The sequence below is a fragment of the Methylacidimicrobium sp. B4 genome (genome assembly GCF_017310545.1).
GTDB lineage: Bacteria > Verrucomicrobiota > Verrucomicrobiia > Methylacidiphilales > Methylacidiphilaceae > Methylacidimicrobium.
This window is the reverse complement of sequence record NZ_CP066203.1, coordinates 431,050-449,140: the sequence shown is the minus strand read 5'-3', so window position 1 is coordinate 449,140 and position 18,091 is coordinate 431,050. Positions and strand designations below refer to the sequence as shown.

17 protein-coding genes are annotated in these 18,091 nt (G+C 61.9%); 2 read left to right on the top strand and 15 right to left on the bottom strand.

What is annotated here, in order from left to right:
- Window positions 1–6: 6 nt before the first annotated feature.
- From MacB4_RS02185 to gap, 9 genes are all read right to left on the bottom strand, one after another.
- Window positions 7–900, bottom strand: a complete 894-nt coding sequence (locus MacB4_RS02185; RefSeq protein ID WP_242529285.1) for an ABC transporter permease — start codon at window positions 898–900, stop codon at window positions 7–9.
- Window positions 897–1,814 carry an ABC transporter permease gene (locus MacB4_RS02180; RefSeq protein WP_206864248.1) on the bottom strand — a complete coding sequence of 306 codons (918 nt, stop codon included), beginning with the start codon at window positions 1,812–1,814 and terminating at the stop codon, window positions 897–899. Before MacB4_RS02180 ends, MacB4_RS02185 begins: the two co-directional genes overlap by 4 nt.
- Before the next feature lie 145 nt (window positions 1,815–1,959).
- Complete coding sequence (locus tag MacB4_RS02175) at window positions 1,960–3,588, bottom strand: peptide ABC transporter substrate-binding protein (protein WP_206864247.1); 1,629 nt, start codon at window positions 3,586–3,588, stop codon at window positions 1,960–1,962.
- 4 nt (window positions 3,589–3,592) lie between these two features.
- A complete protein-coding gene (locus MacB4_RS02170; protein ID WP_206864246.1) occupies window positions 3,593–5,221 on the bottom strand; it encodes an IS200/IS605 family accessory protein TnpB-related protein in 1,629 nt (542 codons plus the stop codon).
- Complete coding sequence (locus MacB4_RS02165) at window positions 5,214–5,774, bottom strand: IS607 family transposase (RefSeq protein WP_206864245.1); 561 nt, start codon at window positions 5,772–5,774, stop codon at window positions 5,214–5,216. Before MacB4_RS02165 ends, MacB4_RS02170 begins: the two co-directional genes overlap by 8 nt.
- Window positions 5,775–5,845: 71 nt before the next feature.
- Window positions 5,846–6,187: a preprotein translocase subunit SecG gene (secG, locus tag MacB4_RS02160; protein ID WP_206864244.1), complete on the bottom strand. Its 342-nt coding sequence runs from the start codon at window positions 6,185–6,187 to the stop codon at window positions 5,846–5,848.
- A 7-nt stretch (window positions 6,188–6,194) separates the two neighbouring features.
- Window positions 6,195–6,959, bottom strand: coding sequence for a triose-phosphate isomerase (gene tpiA, locus MacB4_RS02155; RefSeq protein WP_305063688.1), 765 nt, complete (start codon window positions 6,957–6,959; stop codon window positions 6,195–6,197).
- Window positions 6,956–8,242 carry a phosphoglycerate kinase gene (gene pgk, locus MacB4_RS02150; protein WP_206864242.1) on the bottom strand — a complete coding sequence of 429 codons (1,287 nt, stop codon included), beginning with the start codon at window positions 8,240–8,242 and terminating at the stop codon, window positions 6,956–6,958. Before pgk ends, tpiA begins: the two co-directional genes overlap by 4 nt.
- A 68-nt stretch (window positions 8,243–8,310) precedes the next feature.
- A complete protein-coding gene (gap, locus tag MacB4_RS02145; protein WP_206864241.1) occupies window positions 8,311–9,357 on the bottom strand; it encodes a type I glyceraldehyde-3-phosphate dehydrogenase in 1,047 nt (348 codons plus the stop codon).
- A gap of 310 nt (window positions 9,358–9,667) precedes the next feature.
- On the opposite strand from gap, the gene MacB4_RS02140 reads away from it, so the two are divergent.
- Both MacB4_RS02140 and MacB4_RS02135 read left to right on the top strand, forming a co-directional pair.
- Window positions 9,668–10,621, top strand: coding sequence for a bifunctional methionine sulfoxide reductase B/A protein (locus tag MacB4_RS02140; protein ID WP_242529284.1), 954 nt, complete (start codon window positions 9,668–9,670; stop codon window positions 10,619–10,621).
- 93 nt (window positions 10,622–10,714) lie between these two features.
- Window positions 10,715–12,193, top strand: a complete 1,479-nt coding sequence (locus MacB4_RS02135) for a Ppx/GppA phosphatase family protein (protein ID WP_206864240.1) — start codon at window positions 10,715–10,717, stop codon at window positions 12,191–12,193.
- On the opposite strand, the gene cutA is transcribed toward MacB4_RS02135, so the two are convergent.
- The 6 genes from cutA to trxB all read right to left on the bottom strand — a co-directional run bounded on the left by cutA (window position 12,179) and on the right by trxB (window position 17,901).
- Window positions 12,179–12,511, bottom strand: coding sequence for a divalent-cation tolerance protein CutA (gene cutA, locus MacB4_RS02130; protein WP_206864239.1), 333 nt, complete (start codon window positions 12,509–12,511; stop codon window positions 12,179–12,181). The genes MacB4_RS02135 and cutA overlap by 15 nt on opposite strands.
- Complete coding sequence (mnmA, locus tag MacB4_RS02125) at window positions 12,508–13,617, bottom strand: tRNA 2-thiouridine(34) synthase MnmA (protein WP_206864238.1); 1,110 nt, start codon at window positions 13,615–13,617, stop codon at window positions 12,508–12,510. The genes cutA and mnmA overlap by 4 nt, the downstream gene beginning before the upstream one ends.
- A gap of 83 nt (window positions 13,618–13,700) precedes the next feature.
- Complete coding sequence (gene clpX, locus MacB4_RS02120) at window positions 13,701–14,963, bottom strand: ATP-dependent Clp protease ATP-binding subunit ClpX (protein ID WP_206864237.1); 1,263 nt, start codon at window positions 14,961–14,963, stop codon at window positions 13,701–13,703.
- Window positions 14,964–14,970: 7 nt separating this feature from the next.
- Window positions 14,971–15,609 carry an ATP-dependent Clp endopeptidase proteolytic subunit ClpP gene (gene clpP / locus MacB4_RS02115; RefSeq protein WP_206864236.1) on the bottom strand — a complete coding sequence of 213 codons (639 nt, stop codon included), beginning with the start codon at window positions 15,607–15,609 and terminating at the stop codon, window positions 14,971–14,973.
- Window positions 15,606–16,907 carry a trigger factor gene (gene tig, locus MacB4_RS02110; RefSeq protein ID WP_206864235.1) on the bottom strand — a complete coding sequence of 434 codons (1,302 nt, stop codon included), beginning with the start codon at window positions 16,905–16,907 and terminating at the stop codon, window positions 15,606–15,608. Before tig ends, clpP begins: the two co-directional genes overlap by 4 nt.
- A gap of 49 nt (window positions 16,908–16,956) precedes the next feature.
- Window positions 16,957–17,901: a thioredoxin-disulfide reductase gene (gene trxB, locus MacB4_RS02105; protein WP_206864234.1), complete on the bottom strand. Its 945-nt coding sequence runs from the start codon at window positions 17,899–17,901 to the stop codon at window positions 16,957–16,959.
- Window positions 17,902–18,091 lie beyond the last annotated feature (190 nt).

The window sequence follows — 18,091 nt, the reverse complement described above, 5'->3', positions numbered from 1 at the left end:
CTTCCGTTACCGGCCGGAGGGGTCGAGCAGATCTCGCAGCTTGTCTCCGAGAGCGTTGAGCGACCAGAGGGTCCAGGCGAGCATTCCGCCGGGGAAGACCAGAAGCCACCAGGCCATCTTCATCGGGTTGATCGCCTGGGCTCCATCAGCCAAGAGTGTCCCCAAGCTTGCGGAGGGGGGCTCGACTCCCAGGCCGAGGAAGCTCAGGAACGACTCGGCCAAGATCACAGCGGGAACGGTCAAGGTCAAGTAGACCGCCACGATTCCCAAGAGGTGGGGCAGGATATGGTGACGGAGAATGCCGAAGGGTGACCTTCCGATCACCTGCGCCGCCTGGACGAAGATCGCGGCTTTGAGCACCAGGACACGACTCCGGACGACGCGGGCCATCGTGAGCCATTCGACAAGCCCGAGGCCAAGGAAGAGGAGGAAGATGCGGCTGTAGGGGAGCAGGATCGTGAGCTGCCAGCCAATCAACGCCTTCCTCAGGGGGGCTTCGAGCAAGGCGATCAGGACGATCACCAAGATGAGGGTGGGGAGGGAGTAGAGAAGATCGACCAGCTGCATGAGGAGCCGATCGACCTTTCCTCCCGCGTACCCCGCGAGCGCTCCGTAGGTTGAGCCGATCACGAGGCTCACGAACGCGCCGAAGAAGCCGACCAGGAAGGAGATTCGCGCGCCGCAGAGCAGACGGGTCAAAAGGTCACGCCCATGAATATCGGTCCCCATCCAATGGTTGAGGCTCGGGCACGCCAAGGACTCTTCGCTGATCTCCGCCGCCGAATAGCGAGAAAGCAGGGGTCCGAAGATCGCCACTACCAGCAAGAAGGCGAGGGAGGCGGCCGCAAGGGCGGTCCACCGGTCGAGCCTCGCCTTGGGCCTTTGGCCATTGGCCTTCACGATAGTTGAACTCTCTTGTCGAGCCATGCCGATGTGAGATCGGCCAACAGGTTGAAGCCGATCAGAAGTGCGCTATAGACCAGAGTCACCCCGGCGACCAGAAAAACGTCGCGACTCAAGACGCCCTCCACGAAGAAAGAGCCCATTCCGTGGATGCCGAAGATCTCCTCGATGACGAGGGAGCCGGTCAGGAGGTTGGCGGCAAGGGGAGCCGCGTAGGCCACGATCGGAAGGGAGGCGGGCTTGAGCCCGTGGACGAAGAGGATCGTCGCGGCGGGGAGCCCCTTCGCTCGAGCGGTGCGGATATAGTCCATCGGCAGGATCTCGAGCATGCTGGCGCGCGTGAGCCTCGCCACGACCGCAGCATAGGGCAGGGCGAGGCAGCTTGCGGGGAGAAGGAGCTCGCGGAAGCTTCCCCAGCCGCCAGGAGGCAGCAGCCTCCAGTGCAGCGAGAAGAGCAGGACGGCGAGGGGGGCGAGCACAAAGCTGGGAATCGAGATTCCGGCCAAGCAGAGGATTTGAACGAGGCGGTCGGCCGTCCGATTGTGCCGAACCGCAGCCCAGACTCCGGCGGCGATGCCGAAGCCGAGCGCGAGGGCGAATGCACTACCCCCGAGCGTCAGGGATACGGGAAGCGTCTGGCCGATAATCTCATTGACGGTGCGATTCCGGTATCGGGTCGACAGACGGAGATCGCCGTGGAGGACGTCGGACACGTAGCTCGTATATTGCTCCCACAGGGAACCGTTCAGCTTGTAGCGGGCTTCCAGCTCCTGCAGGATCGCGGGCGGGATAGCCCGTTCCCCGGCAAATGGGCTGCCGGGAGCCAGGCGAACGAGAAAGAAGGTGATCGTGATCACCCCCAGAAGCACGGGGACGGCTCCCGTCAAGCGGCGGAGAAGAAAGGCGAGCATTGGGGGTTCTCATCCGGACGGTCTTCTTTCCGCGTCGGGCGCCTTGGCCACTGCGTGCCCGGGGGTAATCCTGATGCCGCGGAGAGAATGGTCCATGGATGGATAGAGAATAAGGAGTTCCTCTTCGTCGTGTTTGCGTGCGGGATTAGGGGTCGGCCGAATCCGCTGCCGACCGAGTGCGAAAGTAGATCTCTCGGAACGGGTGCTCGTCGAGCAGGTTGGCGCTGATGCCTCCCAGGCGGGTTTCGTGGTAGAGCATGATTCCAGAGTAAAAGTAGATGGGAAGGATGGGAAGCTCCTCTTTGACGAGAATGGACTCGGCTTCGTGCAGCAGGGCAAGGCGCTCCTTCGGAGCCACGGTCACCGTCGCTTCGGTCAGGAGCTTCTCGTACCGGTCGTTCGACCAGCCGGTATTGTTGTTCCCGCTGTTGCGCAGGAAGCATCCAAGGAAGGTGAAGGGATCTTCGTAATCTCCCACCCAGCTCGAACGCGCGATCTGGTAGGAGAGTGACTGTACGGAATTGAGATAGACCTTCCACTCCTGATTGCGCAGGCTCACCGAAATTCCTAGAATCTGCCGCCAAATCGCCTGGATCTCGGTGGCGATCTGCTCGTTCTGCTCGCTCGAATTATAAAGCAGGGTCAGGGGGGGGAAACCTCGGCCGCCCGGAAAGCCCGCCTCGGCGAGAAGGGCTCTGGCCCGATCGGGATCGAATCCCAGGCCGGTCGGCGGCGTATATCCGGGAATTCCGGGAGGCGTCAAGGAATGGGCCGGACGCTCTCCGCCACGAGTGACCGTGCGGATCAGTCGCTCCCGGTCGACCGACAAGGCGAGCGCTTTGCGGACACGCGGATCGTTCAGGGGGGGCGTAGTTACGTTGAACCGATAAAAGTAGGTGGCCAGGAACGGGGCGGAATGGAAGTAGGGCTGCTTCCGCAGCTCGGAAAGAAAGAAGGTCGGAATGAGTCCCTTGTCGAGGATGAGATCGGCCTTGCCGCTCGCAAAAAGGTTGAACGCAGCGGATGCTCGCGTTACGGCCAGTGCTTCGATCCAAGGGATGCGAACGGTCTCCTGCCGCCAGTATCGAGGGTTCTTGCGAAGGACGATCCGATCATTGATCTGCCACGAATCGAGAAGGTAGGGGCCGTTGCCGATGAGCTTCCCGGGCTTGATCCAATCGTCGCCATGTCTTCGCACGACCGCGAGTGGAACTGGAGAAAAGATGGATTGAGCGCAGAGCGAGGGAAAGAATGGGGTCGGACCGATCAGATGGACTTCGAGCGTGCGGGAATCGATCGCTCGGACGCCCACTTGGGAAAAGTCGCGGAGCCGGCCTCGGTTATAGGCTTCGGCGTTTTCGATACAATAGAGCAGATCTGCATACTTGGCCGCTATCCGGGGCTCGAGAGCACGCTGCCAGGATGCAGCGAAATCCTGAGCGGTGAGTGGGCTCCCGTCGCTCCAGCAGCTCTCACGGAGGAGAAACCGGTAGGTCCGTCCATCCGGAGAGACGGACCACTCTCGCGCGATGCCGGGAACGACGTTTCCCTCCTTGTCCTCTGCGGTGAGGCCTTCGAAGAGGGCTTTGCAGATGCGCCCCTCGGGCTGCCCCGTGATCACCTGGGGGTCGAGGCTCTCCGGCTCAGGGCCGTTAATGACGACCAGCCGATCGGAGGGAGGGGAATGGCGGCAATTCGCCAGAGCGACCAGGAGGATGCCGCAAACGACGGTGCGAAGGCTGAGCGAACCGTTCCTAAAACCATAGACAAACATTCCACTACCAGGGAAGGTCGTCGATGACGTCGGCCGAACAGTTCTGCCGACGGTTCGCGTGCCGGGATTGCGCCGGCAATGCCCAGGTTGCGCCCAATGCCCGCGTTTCCGGGAGCAAAGGCGCGGGCGGCTCTCGCAAGCCTCCCGACCGGGCATGCGCTGCATGCGCCGCTTTGAGCCTCCTCCGAACCTCCGACCAGAACGACCACACATGCTTCGCCCGATTCCTCACGGGTAGGGCAAAGGTGAGGTGGCCGCCATTGCGGGCTGGCGCAATGGCCTCCCGCACGGTCGGACGCTCGGAGAGGCCCAAGCCTCTCCTGGCCACGGCATAGGCCGCGCCCTGGTGAGAACCGATGCCGTGACGACGCGCGTGATTCACCGCGCCGATCACGGAAGTATAGGCCGGATCGACTTCGATCCCCTCGACTCCGGCTCGAAAACAGGCCGCCTTGAGCATGGCGATGGTCTTGGAGTAGCAAAACGACGAGATCTTCCTGGCGGCGGATGGACTCGCCACCTCAAGCTCAGCCCTCCTTTTCTTGAGATCCAGCCGCTCAAGGACCAGGGGAAGACCACGCTCCCGTGCCATCTCCACAATCATCCTCGCCGCGTCGCCGATGATCGCCTTGGCTTGATCTTCGGTCTTGCCGTAGAGGTTGAGATCCACCCGAAGGGCCCGCCGCAGGTTGCCGAACCGGTCCGTCTCCGCCACGGCCAGATGGTCGTGGTTGATGTCGATCCCAACCGCTCCCGCCAGACGGCTCGTCGCAATGGGAACCGGCCTGGCCTCGACGCTCGCGAAGACCCGCCAGCCCTTCCGATCCCTTAAAAAGCGGTAGCTTACCGCCACTCCCTCCCGCTTCCGGACAGGCTTGCCCGTCTTGGTTTGCGAGAAGACAACCCGGCTCGCGGCAAGCGCCTGAAGGATCTCCTCCTGGCCATAGGCGAATCGCACGCCGGGAATGACCAGAAGCTTGCCATCCGAGGCCAGCGCATCGGGAAGACGCAGACGCAGGGTCAGGCTGCCGTCGTCCTCGATCGAAGCCCGGCAGGACTGGTTGCCCGCGGTCTCGTCCTTCGAGCCGATCACGAAGAACTGGTCGCTCCGCGCCGCCTGCCAATCCTCTTTCCACTCCGCATGGCTGGCATAGCCGTTCTCCTCGAGGGCAAACTGCTTGCGGAAGAGGCGGCGGGAGCCGAAGCAGAGGCGGACGCGACCCGAGTCCCGGTCGGCGATCCGCGCCGCGAGCCTGGCGCGAAGGTTCCCAAGCCGCCGCTTCTTCTGATGAAGCTTCTCCGAGCCTGGCTCCCTCGCCGAGAGGATGCCGATGACCCTTTCGGCTCTCTGGATGCGGGATTCGGCCTCGGCGATCCACTCCGGAAGCCGCTCCCGGATCGAGGCGATCTTGCCCTCGAGGCCGACGCGAATCGCGTTGAACTGCCGGGCGGTGATCCCAAAGCGCCGCAGGAACTCGCGCTTGAGATCGCCCATCGGAATCCCCACCCGCATCCTGGCAAAGAGGGCCCGCTCGGCTTGCCCGTAGAGATCCGCATAGGCGTCCAGAGCCGCGACCTGCTCCGCCGCCAGCCTCAAGCGCGTCTGGTAGGTGAAGACCGGACGATCACTCATGGAAAGCCTCGAGCGCCTTTTTCGCCCGGTTCCTGGCGGACCGCTTGCCGTAGAGCCTCGCGCACATCGACTCGATGTCCTCGTGCAGATCGCGGACGATGTCGTCGGTCATCTCCTCGGGATCGATAACCAGCAGGGATCTGCCATGCGCAGCCAAGGCCGCCTCCACATGCTCGAATCCAAAGCGCATCCGCCGGTCCCGATGCTCGACCAGAATGACGCCGACCTTCGGATCGCGCAAGAGCCGCAAGAGCCCCTTGCGATGGCCGTTCATCCCGGAGCCAACCCCCTTGACCGCATCGACAATCGGCAACCGCTTGGCGAGCGCCCACTCCGTCAGCCGCGCCAGCTGCCTGTCCAGATCGGCCTTCCGGTCGGCGCTGGAGACGGGCGCATAGAGGGCAACTCCGCCGGGCTGCCTCTCCTCCGCATGCACGATCGCCGTCCCGGTCGGCAGCTGCTCGACCGCCACCGGCATCTTCCCGTCCTTCCCCATCCGCCAAGCCGTCTTGTAGCCAATCCCCTGCCGCCTTGCCCAGACGCTCAGCTTCATGGGAAAAGAATGCCATGCAACGTGAGTTGTGTCTATTGATTAGTCAACTGTTGGCAACCCATCGCTCCAGGTCATTTCGCTGGCTTCGGCGTCGTTGCCGGGAAGGTTCGGCTCGCAGGGGAAGAGGTCGTGGGATGGTGCAGCTTCTCCTGGATCGTTCCGTGATCGGCGGCGATCCGGCCGGAGAGGAAGGAGAGGATGACCGCCAAGCTGAAAAAGACCGCCGCCAGCCAGGATGTGCCTTTGACGAGGATGCTCGAGGTTTGCGCTCCAAAGAGGGCATCGGTGACCCCGCTGCCGAACGTGGCTCCCAACCCTTCCTGCTTGCTTCGCTGCATGAGGATGACCAGAACGAGCAAGAGCGCCACCAGCGCATATCCGACGACGAGAATATCGAAGAGGATCCGTATCATTGCCGCCCTATTCTACGGAAAGGAGAATGGAGGTAAAGCTTTCGGCCTCCAAGCTCGCCCCTCCCACGAGGAGTCCATCTACGTCTGGCTGAGCCAAAAGCTCACGGGCATTCTGCGGAGTGACGCTTCCCCCATACTGGAGCGTCAGTCGAGAAGCGATGGACTGCCCATGAAGCCTCTCCAACTCCTGTCGAAGCAAGGCGTGAGCTTCCTGCGCCTGCTCCGGGGTGGCGTTGCGTCCAGTGCCGATCGCCCAGACAGGCTCGTAGGCGAGCACGATTTCCGAAAGAACTGGGAGGGGCAGCGCATGAAGCACCCCTTGAAGCTGAGAGCGCAGATGATCTGGCCACCGGCCCGCTTCCCGATCTGGAAGATCCTCTCCCACACAGAAGATCGGGTGCAAGCCCGCTGAAACGGCGGCAAGGAGCTTCTCGCGGAGGAAGGCGTCGGTTTCGCCGAAGTAGCGGCGGCGTTCGGAGTGGCCGACGATGACGAACTGGCAACCGACTTCGCGGAGCATCGAGGCCGAAATTTCCCCCGTAAACGCTCCTTTGGGCGCGGGATGAAGATTCTGCGCCCCAAGCCGGATCTGAGGAGTGGACTTCAGGAGCTTCGCGACGCTCGCCAGAGCCGTGAAAGGAGGGCAGAGAACCACTTCGCAACCGGAGAAGGAAGCCAGCTGCTTCTGGAGCTTCTCGACCAGAGAAGCCGCCTCGGCAACCGTCTTGTTCATCTTCCAGTTGCCGGCGACGATTTTGGTACGCGCCCTCACACCGGAAGAAACGCCTTGGTTGGTCCTTCGCTCGAAGATGGGACGGCCGCCTGGCTTTCTTCCTTCTCGGTCTTGTCGGGGATCACCGACACTCCCGGTAACGGTACTCCTTCCAGAAACTCGAGCGACGCTCCGCCGCCCGTGGAAATGAAGGTGATGCGGTCGGAAAGCCCGGAGCGGTGGAGAGCCTTCACAGAATCACCCCCGCCCACGATGCTCACGGCATCCCGGTTCTCGGCGACCATCTCCGCAACGGAAAAGGTCCCCTTGTCGCAACCGCGAATCTCAAAGACTCCCATCGGGCCGTTCCAGAAAATCGTCCGTGCTCCTGCGAGCAGGCGCCGCATGGCGGCAATCGTCGCGGGGCCGATATCAACTCCTCGCCACTCTCCGGGAATCTCCTCCCCGGGCTGCGTGTAACGCCCCGGAGAGGTTTGACGGTGCTCGAAATCGATCTCCTCGACGATGTAGCTGTCGATCGGCAGCAGCAGCTCGATCCCGCGGCTCGCCGCCTTGTCGAGAGCCCGACGGGCCATCTCCACCCGATCGGGCTCGACGAGCGATTTTCCTACCGCCTTGCCCTGTGCCAGATAAAACGTGTACGCCATCGCTCCCCCGATGATGAGGGCATCGGCCTTGCTGAGGAGCCGGTCGATCACGCGGATCTTGTCGGAAACTTTGGCTCCGCCCAGGATTACGACAAAGGGGCGAGCCGGGTTCTCCAACTCCTCTCCGAGAAAGTGGAGCTCCTTCTCCATGAGGAAGCCAATGACCCGCTCCGGGAGAAAGTGGGCTACCCCTTCGGTCGAGGCGTGCGCACGGTGGGCCGTTCCGAACGCATCGTTGACGTAGATCTCCCCCAGGCTGGCAAGCTGCCGGCTGAAAGCTGGGTCGTTCTTTTCCTCCTCGGGATGAAAACGGAGGTTCTCGAGCAGGAGGACCGCTCCATCCTGAAGCGCCTTGACCGAGTTTTCCGCTCCGGAACCGATGCAGTCGTTTGAGAAGGAAACCGGCTTTTGCAGCAAATAGCCCAGGCGATCGGCCACAGGACGCAAGCTCAACTTGGGATCCGCCTTTCCCTTGGGGCGACCCAAGTGACTCATCAGAACGAGACGAGCGCCCCGCTTTACGAGGTTCTGAACGGTTGGGAGGCTCGCCCGTATCCGCGTATCGTCGGTGATTCGCGCGTCGCCGTCGACGTACTCGACCGGGACATTGAAATCGACTCGCATGAGCACTCGTTTCCCGCGCACGTCTACATCGAGAATGGTCCGCTTTGCCATATCGTTCTCGCCTCCGTTGATGGTGAACCGCTCTTGTTTCCGTCCCCTTCTGTTGTCCGGATTGCGGCTTACTTCTTCGACTGCAAGAGATAGTGTACGAGGTCCACGCACCGGTTCGCGTAGCCCCACTCGTTGTCGTACCAAGCGATCAGCTTGAAGAAGTGAGGGTTGAGGCCAATGCCCGCGCTGGCATCGAAGATGCTAGAGTGCGAATCCTTGAGAAAGTCGCGCGAAACGACCGGGTCCTCCGTGTAGCCAAGGACTCCGTCGAGATAGCTCTCGCTCGCTTGCTTCATCGCCATGCAAATTTCCGCGTAGCTCGTCGCCTTCGTCGTCCGCACGGTCAAGTCGACCACGGACACGGTCGGGGTGGGGACTCGGAAGGACATTCCCGTAAGCTTCCCTTTGACTTCCGGCAAGACGAGCGCCGTTGCCTTGGCCGCGCCCGTGCTCGCCGGAATGATGTTGCCGTCGACCGAGCGGCCCCCGCGCCAATCCTTGCGGGAAGGACCGTCCTGGACCTTCTGGGTCGCGGTGGCACTGTGCACCGTAGTCATGAGGCCTTCCTCGATGCCGAATCCTTCCTTGAGCAGGACATGAACCATGGGCGTCAGACCATTGGTCGTGCAGCTCGCATTCGAAATGATCGAGTGCTTGCTCCGGTCGATCTGCTGGTGGTTGACGCCGTAAACCACCGTGATGTCGGCATCCTTGCCGGGAGCAGTGATGACCACGGCTTCTGCGCCAGCCTTGAGGTGCCCTCGGGCTTTGTCGGCGCTCGTAAAGAGGCCGGTCGATTCGAGGACGAGACTGACGCCCAGATCGGCCCAGGGCATCGCTGCCGGCCCTTCCTTGACTTCCAGGCAGCGAATCTCATGCCCGTCGATCCGCAAGAGGTCGTCCTTGTCGAGGCCGGGACTCGATTTTGCGGATTGGATGGGAAGGGAGAATCGACCATAGTTGCTGTCGTAACGAAGCAGATAGGCGAGGTTGTCCGCCGGAACCAGGTCGTTGACGGCGACAATCGGGATCTGCCCCAACAGCTGTCGCTCCGCGATGATGCGTAAGATGAGCCGCCCGATCCGCCCAAACCCGTTAATGGCAATTCTTGTCACGGCGTTTCCTCTCCCAAAAATTCTATTGCTGCGCTCGCGCGATTGTTTGTCATCGAACCTAAAAGCCGAACACGCTGGCGTCAACGGCAAAAGACGTAACCGCTCCACTAAATCGCCCTCGCTCCGGTTCGGGGTTGCCTTTCTTGGGGAGAATCGAGGAAAATGCAACAGGAAAATGGCAGCGGGTCTCCGAAAGAAAGCCAAGGGGCGGGGTGTCGGCCAGGCTCTGCTTCTGGGTGGGGCGCTCTTCTTGCTATGGAGCGGAATGGCATGCGAAGCCATGCCGGGAGATAGTCCGATGGGATCTGGGATGTTTGTGTTCTTGGACGAGTGGGGCCGGCCGAGCGCGCCGACCAAGGGGGCGTATGTTCAGAAGAGGAAGGAGCAGTGGCGCTACCTGCTGGGCGATTCGACCTATGCAATCACCCGGGAAGGCGCGACGGAGCCTGCGTTCTGCGGCCGCTTTCATGCCAGCAAGGAAGAGGGGTTTTACCTCTGCGCCGACTGTGGCTTGCCTCTCTTTTCCTCGAGGGCGAAGTATGTTTCGGGGACGGGTTGGCCTAGCTTTTTCACACCCTTTGCCCCTCAGAACCTTCGGCAGGCGGAGGATCGGAGTCATGGAATGGTTCGCGAAGAGATCCTCTGCGCCCGTTGTGGGGCTCATTTGGGCCACGTCTTTCCTGACGGCCCTCCTCCGACCGGGCTTCGCTATTGCATTAATTCCGGAGCGCTTGTCTTCCTTCCGCAACGTCTCCTCCAAGGGAGAGGCAAAGAGGGAGAGCCGCTGGAGCGGGCAGTCTTCGCCGGCGGCTGCTTCTGGGGGATCGAGCAGGCATTCGAGAAGGAGAAGGGAGTGGAGGCGGCTTTCTCCGGCTACTCCGGAGGCTCGGTTCCCTTCCCGACTTATGAAGAGGTCTGCACGGGCCGCACAGGCCACGCGGAGGCCGTGCTCGTGCTCTTCGATCCCCGAAAGATTTCCTACGAAGAGCTCTTGGGCAAGTTTTGGGACGTTCACGACCCGACAACCCGGAATCAGCAAGGCCCGGATGTCGGCTCACAGTATCGCTCGGCAATCTTTGTCTACGACGAGGAGCAGCGGAAGGCCGCCGAGCGTTCGCGCCGGGGCCTGAGCGAGAGCGGGAGGTTTCGCAACCCGATCGTCACGGAGATTGTGCCCGCCGACGGGTTCTTCTTCGCCGAAGAGTACCACCAGAGATACAACGAAAAGCACGGGGTCTCCGGAAGCTGCGGGCGCCCCAATTGAATTCCCTTCTTCGGGAGTCGAAGGCCGCGGAGAGGGAAGAAGCGGCTGCGCGCTGGCTGCGCGTCGACCAGCGGGAATCGGAAAGGGGGTCCTGTGCCACTGGCTGCTGCCGCTGACTTGGGTTCGAATAGCTTCCACCTGCTGGTCGTGCAGGAGGAGAACGGGAAGATTCGACCGATCGACCGGCTCAAGGAACCCGTCCGCTTGGCGGCGGGCCTTGCCGCCGATGGAACGTTGTCCCGGGAGGCGATGGAACGGGCATTGCGCTGCCTGGAGCGGTTTGGACAGCGATTGAAGCCGATTCCTCGATCGCGGGTCCGGGTGGCCGGGACAAATACTCTGCGGAAGGCGCGCAATACCGCGGAGTGGATTCGAAAGGCCGAGAAGGCACTGGGTCATTCGATCGACGTGATCTCCGGACATGAGGAAGCACGCCTGATCTACCTAGGTGTAGCGCATGGCGCCGACGATGATGGGCGGCTGCGGCTGGTGGTCGATATCGGAGGGGGAAGTACCGAGCTCATCCTGGGGAGGGGGCTTACGCCGGAACGGATGGAGAGCCTGTTCATGGGCTGCGTGAGCATGAGCACCACCTACTTCGCCGACGGTACGATCACCCCCTCCCGCCTGCGTCGGGCGGAGCTTGAGGCGCTTCGAGAACTGGAGCCGATCGCGGCGACCTACCGGTCGGCGGGGTGGCAACAAGCCATCGGTTCCTCCGGAACGGTTCTGGCCGTACTCGGTGTCGCTCAAGCCGAGGGCTGGTCGACCAATCACATTACGGCTGGCGCACTCAGGAAGATCGTGAAGGGGCTCCTGGACACGGGCAGGGTGGAAAAGCTGCCGTTTCGCGAGCTCGATGAAGACCGAAGGCTCGTCTTTCCCGGAGGGGTGGCCATTCTTTCCGCGATCTTCCAGTCGCTCGGCATCGAGATGCTGGAGATTTCTCATAGTGCTCTGCGGGAAGGACTGATCTATGACCTGCTCGGCAGGAATTCGGCGGCCGATTCGCGAGAGAAGACGGTGCAGAATCTGGCGGAGCAGTTCCACATCGATGGGCATCAGGCCCAGCGGGTGCAAAGGCAGGCTTTGCAGCTCTTGGAGCAGGTAGCCGCGCACTGCCGCCTCGCGGACGAGGATCGCCACCTCGTATCCTGGGCCGCTCATCTCCATGAGATTGGACTCTTGATCTCCTATACGCAGTACCATAAGCACGGCTCTTACATTCTGCATCACATCGACATGCCGGGCTTCTCGCTGCGGGATCAGCAGCGGCTGGCGTTCCTGGTGCGAAGCCATCGTCGAAAGTATCCGGGAGACGAACTGCTCCTGCTCCGGGAAGAGGACCGGGACGCCACCTTTTCGTTGAGCCTCCTGTTGCGGATCGCGTTCGTTTTGCAGCGCAGCCGACAAGATTCCCCGCTCCCCCCGATTGAGGTCGATGCCGGGGAACGCCGCTGGAAGCTCCGGTTCCCGGCGAACTGGTTGGATGAGCATCCGCTCACGAAGGCCGATCTGGAAGCGGAGACGGCGTATCTGGAGCCGATGGAATTTCGGTTACGCTTCGAGTGAGGATCGGGAAAGCTCTCCCTTCCACCAGGAGAGATAGCGCTCTCCGACCCTTTCTGGAGCAAGGGCGATGATTTCCGGGCACTCGTAGCTATGATGCCGCCGTACAGCGGCTTGCAGCTCATCCCACTGCTCGTGGGCACTCTTGACCAGCAAAAGGACCTCGCTGGCTTCTTCGCGCTTGCCCTGCCACCAGTAGAACGAGCGAACTCCCGGCAAGAGGTTGACACAGGAAGCGAGCCGGGCTTCCAAAAGAGCTCGTGCGAGCCCTGCTCCCTCTTCCGAGGAAGAGGCGGTGATGAGGACCAGAAGCGGCTTCATGGGATGGTCTTCGCCGGGTCTCGCTCTGCGATTCGCTCGATCCAGCCGCCACCCAACAACAGGTCGCCTGCATAGCAGACGGCCGCTTGCCCGGGAGCCACGCCGGCTTGAGGAGAATCAAAATCGATTCGCGCCCGCTGATCCGAAAGCAGCGTGAGCCGGGCAGTAACCGCCGGGTAGTTGTATCGAACCTTCACGGTCACGGGCAGGGGGCTCGGGGGCATCGGCTGCTGCCAGTTCGCCTGGCTCAGGAAGCAGTGGGCCTGATGGAGGGCTTCCCAAGGGCCGACGACGATTCGTTGCTTCCCGGGATCGATATCGACCACGTAGAGCGGTTTCCCTTGTCCTCCGGGGAGTCGACGGCGCTGGCCGACGGTATACGATTCGATTCCCTGGTGGCAGCCGAGCGGCTTGCCGGACAGATCGACGATCTCGCCCGAGGCGTCCTTTCCCTTGCCGGGCCGCTCGGCCAAAAATGCATCGTACTGGTTGCCCGGAACAAAGCAGATTCCCTGACTCTCTTCTTTATCCCAGACGGAAAGTCCCGCTTGCTTCGCGATCTGCCGCACCTCCTCCTTTTCGTAGTCTCCGAGCGGGGTCAACATCCGTTCGAGTGCGCGCGGCTCGAGCCGGAAGAGGAAATAGGATTGATCCTTTCGTTGGTCCTTGGCCCTGCTGAGGCGCACACCCCCGCTCTCATCGCGCTCGATTCGGGCATAGTGGCCAGTGGCGACATATTCCGCGCCCCATGCTCGAGCCTTTTGTGGGAGCCGGCCGAATTTCATCTTCTCGTTGCAGAGTACGCACGGGTTGGGAGTGCGCCCTTGGCGATATTCTCGGACAAAGGGAGCGATGACTTCCTCTTCGAAGGCCTCCGCTTCGTCGAGCACGAAGTGGGGGATTCCCAGCCGATGGGCGACTAGCCGGGCATCGGAGATCGACTGAGGGCCGCAACATTTTTCCTGGGAACGGGAGAGGCAGGAGTCGGACCAGACCTTGAGGGTGACGCCAATGACCTCAAACCCTTGCTGCTGGAGCAGGTAGGCGGCCACCGAGGAGTCGACTCCTCCGCTCATCCCTACGACCACTCGCTGTCTGGCAGCCATCTTACCTTTTCCGTGTCCGCGGCCGAACGAAAATCGGGTGGAGAGACGTTGCGCTCCGCGCCTCGGCGGATGGCTCTCCCCCCTTAGGCCGCTTCTCGTTCCTGGCGGCGACGGAGGATCGGCGGGCGCTTCCCCTCGACAACAGGACGACTGATGATGACTTCTTCCAGATCGGCCCGGGAAGGAAGGTCATACATGACCTCGAGCATGATCTTCTCGAGGGCGGCGCGAAGTCCGCGCGCGCCTGTCCCCTTGCGGATCGCCTCCTGCGCCAGCAGCCGCAGGGCGTCCTTGGTGAAGGAGAGCTTCGCTTGGTCCATCGCCAGCAGCTTCGCATACTGCTTGACCAGTGCGTTCTTTGGTTCCGTCAGAACGGTGGTGAGCTCCTCCTCGGTTAACGCTTCGAGCCAGGAGACGATCGGAAGCCGGCCGACGAACTCCGGGATCATCCCGTATTGGACCAGGTCCTCTGGCTCGATCTCGATGGGTCCCCCAGCTACCGGTTCGCTCTCCGCAGGAGCAGCAAAGCCGAGGCGTCCCTTTCCGCGACGTCGAGCGACCATCTTGTCGAGACCCACGAAGGCGCCGCCGCAAATGAAGAGGATATGCTGCGTGTTGACGCGGATGCACTCCTGATGGGGATGCTTTCGCCCCCCTTGGGGAGGCACATGACAGATCGTCCCTTCCAGCATCTTGAGCAGAGCCTGTTGGACGCCCTCTCCGGACACGTCTCGCGTGATCGAGGGGCTCTCGCCTTTTCGAGCGATCTTGTCGATCTCGTCGATGTAGATGATGCCCATCTCCGCTCGCTTCACATCGAAGTTGGCGTTCTGGAGCAATCGGAGGAGGACGCTTTCGACATCTTCGCCGACATAGCCGGCCTCGGTGAGCGAGGTGGCATCCGCGAGGCAAAAGGGAACGTCGAGCATTCGGGCGAGGGTACGAGCCAGCAAGGTCTTGCCCGAGCCGGTCGGTCCGACGAGGAGGATATTGCTCTTTTCGATTTCGACGTCGGGATGCTTATCCAGACGACTCCCCGTCCCGGAGCCGACTCCCTGGGTCGTCACGCGCTTGTAGTGATTGTGGACGGCGACGGAGAGCACCTTCTTCGCCCGCGCTTGGCCGATCACATATTGATCGAGGAACCGATGGATCTCGGTCGGCTTCGGGATCGCCGGGGCTCCGACCGCGGGCACTTCTCCTTTGCCCTCGCGCTCGAGAATGTCCTTGCAGACGTTGATGCAGCTATCGCAGATGTAGACGCCCGGCCCCGAAATCAACTTGCGGACCTCTGCGTGGCTCCTTCCGCAAAAGGAGCACATGGTCACCTGAACGGGCCGCGCCATGGGGCTCCTACGTGATCGTTGGCTCCGGCACCTGCGGGATGACGACCTTCGTTTTCACGACCTCGTCCACGATCCCATACTCCTTCGCCTCGTCGGCGGACATGAAGAAATCCCGATCGGTGTCCTTTTCCAGCCGGTCGAGCGGCTGGCCGGTGTGCATCGCCAGGATCTGATTGAGCTGGCGCTTCGTCCGCAGAATCTCCTTGGCCTGAATGCTGATGTCCGAGGCTTGGCCTTGGGCTCCTCCCAGAGGTTGATGGATCATGATGCGGGCGTTGGGTAACGCAAAGCGCTTGCCCTTGCTGCCAGCGGCCAGCAGAACGGCGGCCATGCTCGCCGCTTGCCCGATGCAATAGGTCGCGACGTCGCAACTGATGAACTGGAGGGTGTCGTAGATCGCCATGCCGGCCGTGACATAGCCGCCGGGGGAGTGGATGTAGATGCTCACGTCCTTCTTGGGGTCTTCCATCTGGAGGAAAAGCAGCTGGGCGATCACGACGTTGGCGATCATGTCGTCGATCGGAACGCCCAGGAAAATAATGCGGTCTTTGAGGAGGCGAGAATAGACATCGTACCGACGTTCTTCTCGGCCGATCTGCTCAATGACGGACGGAATGATCTGTGCGGTGAACCGTTGCTCTGTCATACGGACGCAACCTTGGCTTTTTCGATGAGGAAGTCCATTACTTTCTCCATCAATATCTGTCTTTTCAAAGCCTCGAAGCTCTCTCGCGGAAGACGCTGGACCCATTGTCGGGGAGAAAGGTTCTGCCGGTGGGCGAGCGAAGCCACCGCGCGGGAAAGCTCGTCCTCGGTGACCTCCACCGACTCGTTCTTCGCGATCCGTTCGATAACGAAACGGAGCTTTACCCGCTGGGCGGCCAGCCTTCTCGCATTCGAGAAGATTTCACCCCTCTTCTCCTCGAGGACCGCCAGGGGCACTCCGCGTTCTTGATTTTCCGCGACGATCTCACGAACAGCGTTTGCCGTCTCCTCTTCCACGAGTGACTCCGGAAGGGGGAACTCGACCGAGCCGAGGAGCGTCTTCAGGACGTGGTTGGCTTGCTCCCGGTGCACGGCCCGTTTTTTCTCGGCCTCCACTGCGGTTTGCAGCATGGTGCGGAGCCCCGACTCGTCGGTTCCGGCAATCTCTTTGGCCAGATCATCGGAAAGCGATGGAAGGTGGCGTTCCTTGATGGCCGAGAGGGTGACCGAATAGTCGACCGTTTTTCCGCGGAGAGGCTCAAAGAACCAATCCTCCGGGAAGGAGAGGGCGAGCGAGCGGGTCTGCCCGATCTCCATTCCGAGGATGCCTTCCGTAAATCCGGGAACGAAGACCCCCGGCTTTACGAGGAGCCACTGGTCCTCGCTCCCGGCAAGAACTCCGGCCATGGGGAAAAGCGATTTCACCGGTTGCCCATCGATCGTGCCTTCGTACCGAAGGACCGCATAGTCTCCCTCCGCCAAGGGACGGTCGGGAGCGTCAGCAAACGTAGCGCGGGTTTCCAGGAGCTTGCCCAGTGCCTGATCGACATCTTCCTTGCTCACCCCCGTCTCCGCCTGAGGAATGGTCATCGACGAGTAATCCGGCAGAGAAAAGGCGGGAGCGCAATCGACCAGGGCCGCGAAGGAAAAGGAAAGGCCCTCGAGGTAGCGGACATCCTCGGTTCCCAGCCCGCGGACCGCATCGATCTGCTGTCTTTGGAGCGCCTCGCGAAAGCCCTGGCTAATCAACATCTTCTGCAGCTCGTCATGGATGTCCTTCTGAAACTGTCTTTCCACCAAGGGCGTAGGTGCCTTTCCTGGGCGAAAGCCCGGTAGCCGCGCCATTTGGGAAAAATGCTGCACCACTTCCTTCCGGACTTGGGCTACCTGATCGGCGGAAACCTCGATGCGGAGTCGTTTCCGGCAAGGGCCGAGCTCCTCGGTTTGAACAGTCACCATGTTTGCTTTCTCGTGAAAAAGGCCACCATAATCCCCGGTTTTCCGGGAATCAAGTGCGGGAAGCCGCACCCAGCGAGGAGAGATACCGTTCCGCATCGAGGGCGGCCATGCAGCCCATTCCCGCCGCGGTCACGGCTTGCCGATAGGTAAAATCGACGCAATCCCCTGCGGCAAATACCCCAGGTTGGCTGGTGAGAGAGCCGTGGTGGACCTGGATGTATCCTCGTTCGTCGAGAGCGATCTGGCCCCGAAACGGCTCTGTGCTCGGTTGATGGCCAATGGCGACGAACAGTCCCGCACAGGCGAGGGTGGTGGTCTTGCCCGTGGGAAGTTCCCGAAGGGTCAGGCCGGTGAGCTTGCCCTCTTCGCGCCCCATCACCTCGGTCACCACGGTGTTCCAGATTGGCCGGATCCTTGGGTTGCCGAGGACCCTCTCTGCCATGATGGGGGAGGCGCGCAACTGGTCACGCCGGTGGATGAGGCATACCTCCGAGGCAAAGCGGGTCAGATAGAGGGCCTCCTCGCAGGCGGTGTCGCCGCCACCGATGACCGCCAGGGTTCGGTTGCGAAACAGGGGAAGGGCACCATCGCAGGTGGCGCAATAGCTGACTCCCCGTGTCTCGAGCTCCGCCTCTCCCGGCGCATCGAGATGCCTGGGGCGAGCGCCTACGGCAAGGATCACGGCCTTCGCCTCCAGGGTCTTGTCTTCGAGGACGATCCGCTTGGAACCCTCGGAAAGCTCGGTCCGGATCACGGTCTCCATGGAGAGGATGCGCGTCCCGAACCGCTTGGCCTGCTCTTCCATGGCCGCCATCAAGTCAGGCCCCTGGATTCCGCTGGGAAAGCCGGGAAAATTCTCCACCAGGGTGGTTGTCGTCAACAGGCCGCCGGGCTCGGTTCCCGTGATGACGAGCGGACGGAGGTTGGCGCGCGCGGCGTAGATAGCCGCGGTCCAGCCAGCGCAACCGGAACCAATGATGATGAGTTCTTCCATAGAGAAGCCCATATAAGCGGCCAACGGGAGAAGGCGCAAGCCCTCGGGAAGCTTTCTCGGCCGAGGGCTTCTTCCAGCGAAAGTTCAAGTGCACTGGGCCATCGAGCAGAGCGGATGGCGCACGGAGGATCCCCGCCTTCCCCGCGATCGTGACAAGGGTGCGCCGGCTCTCGCTTGACGGAGAAGAGGT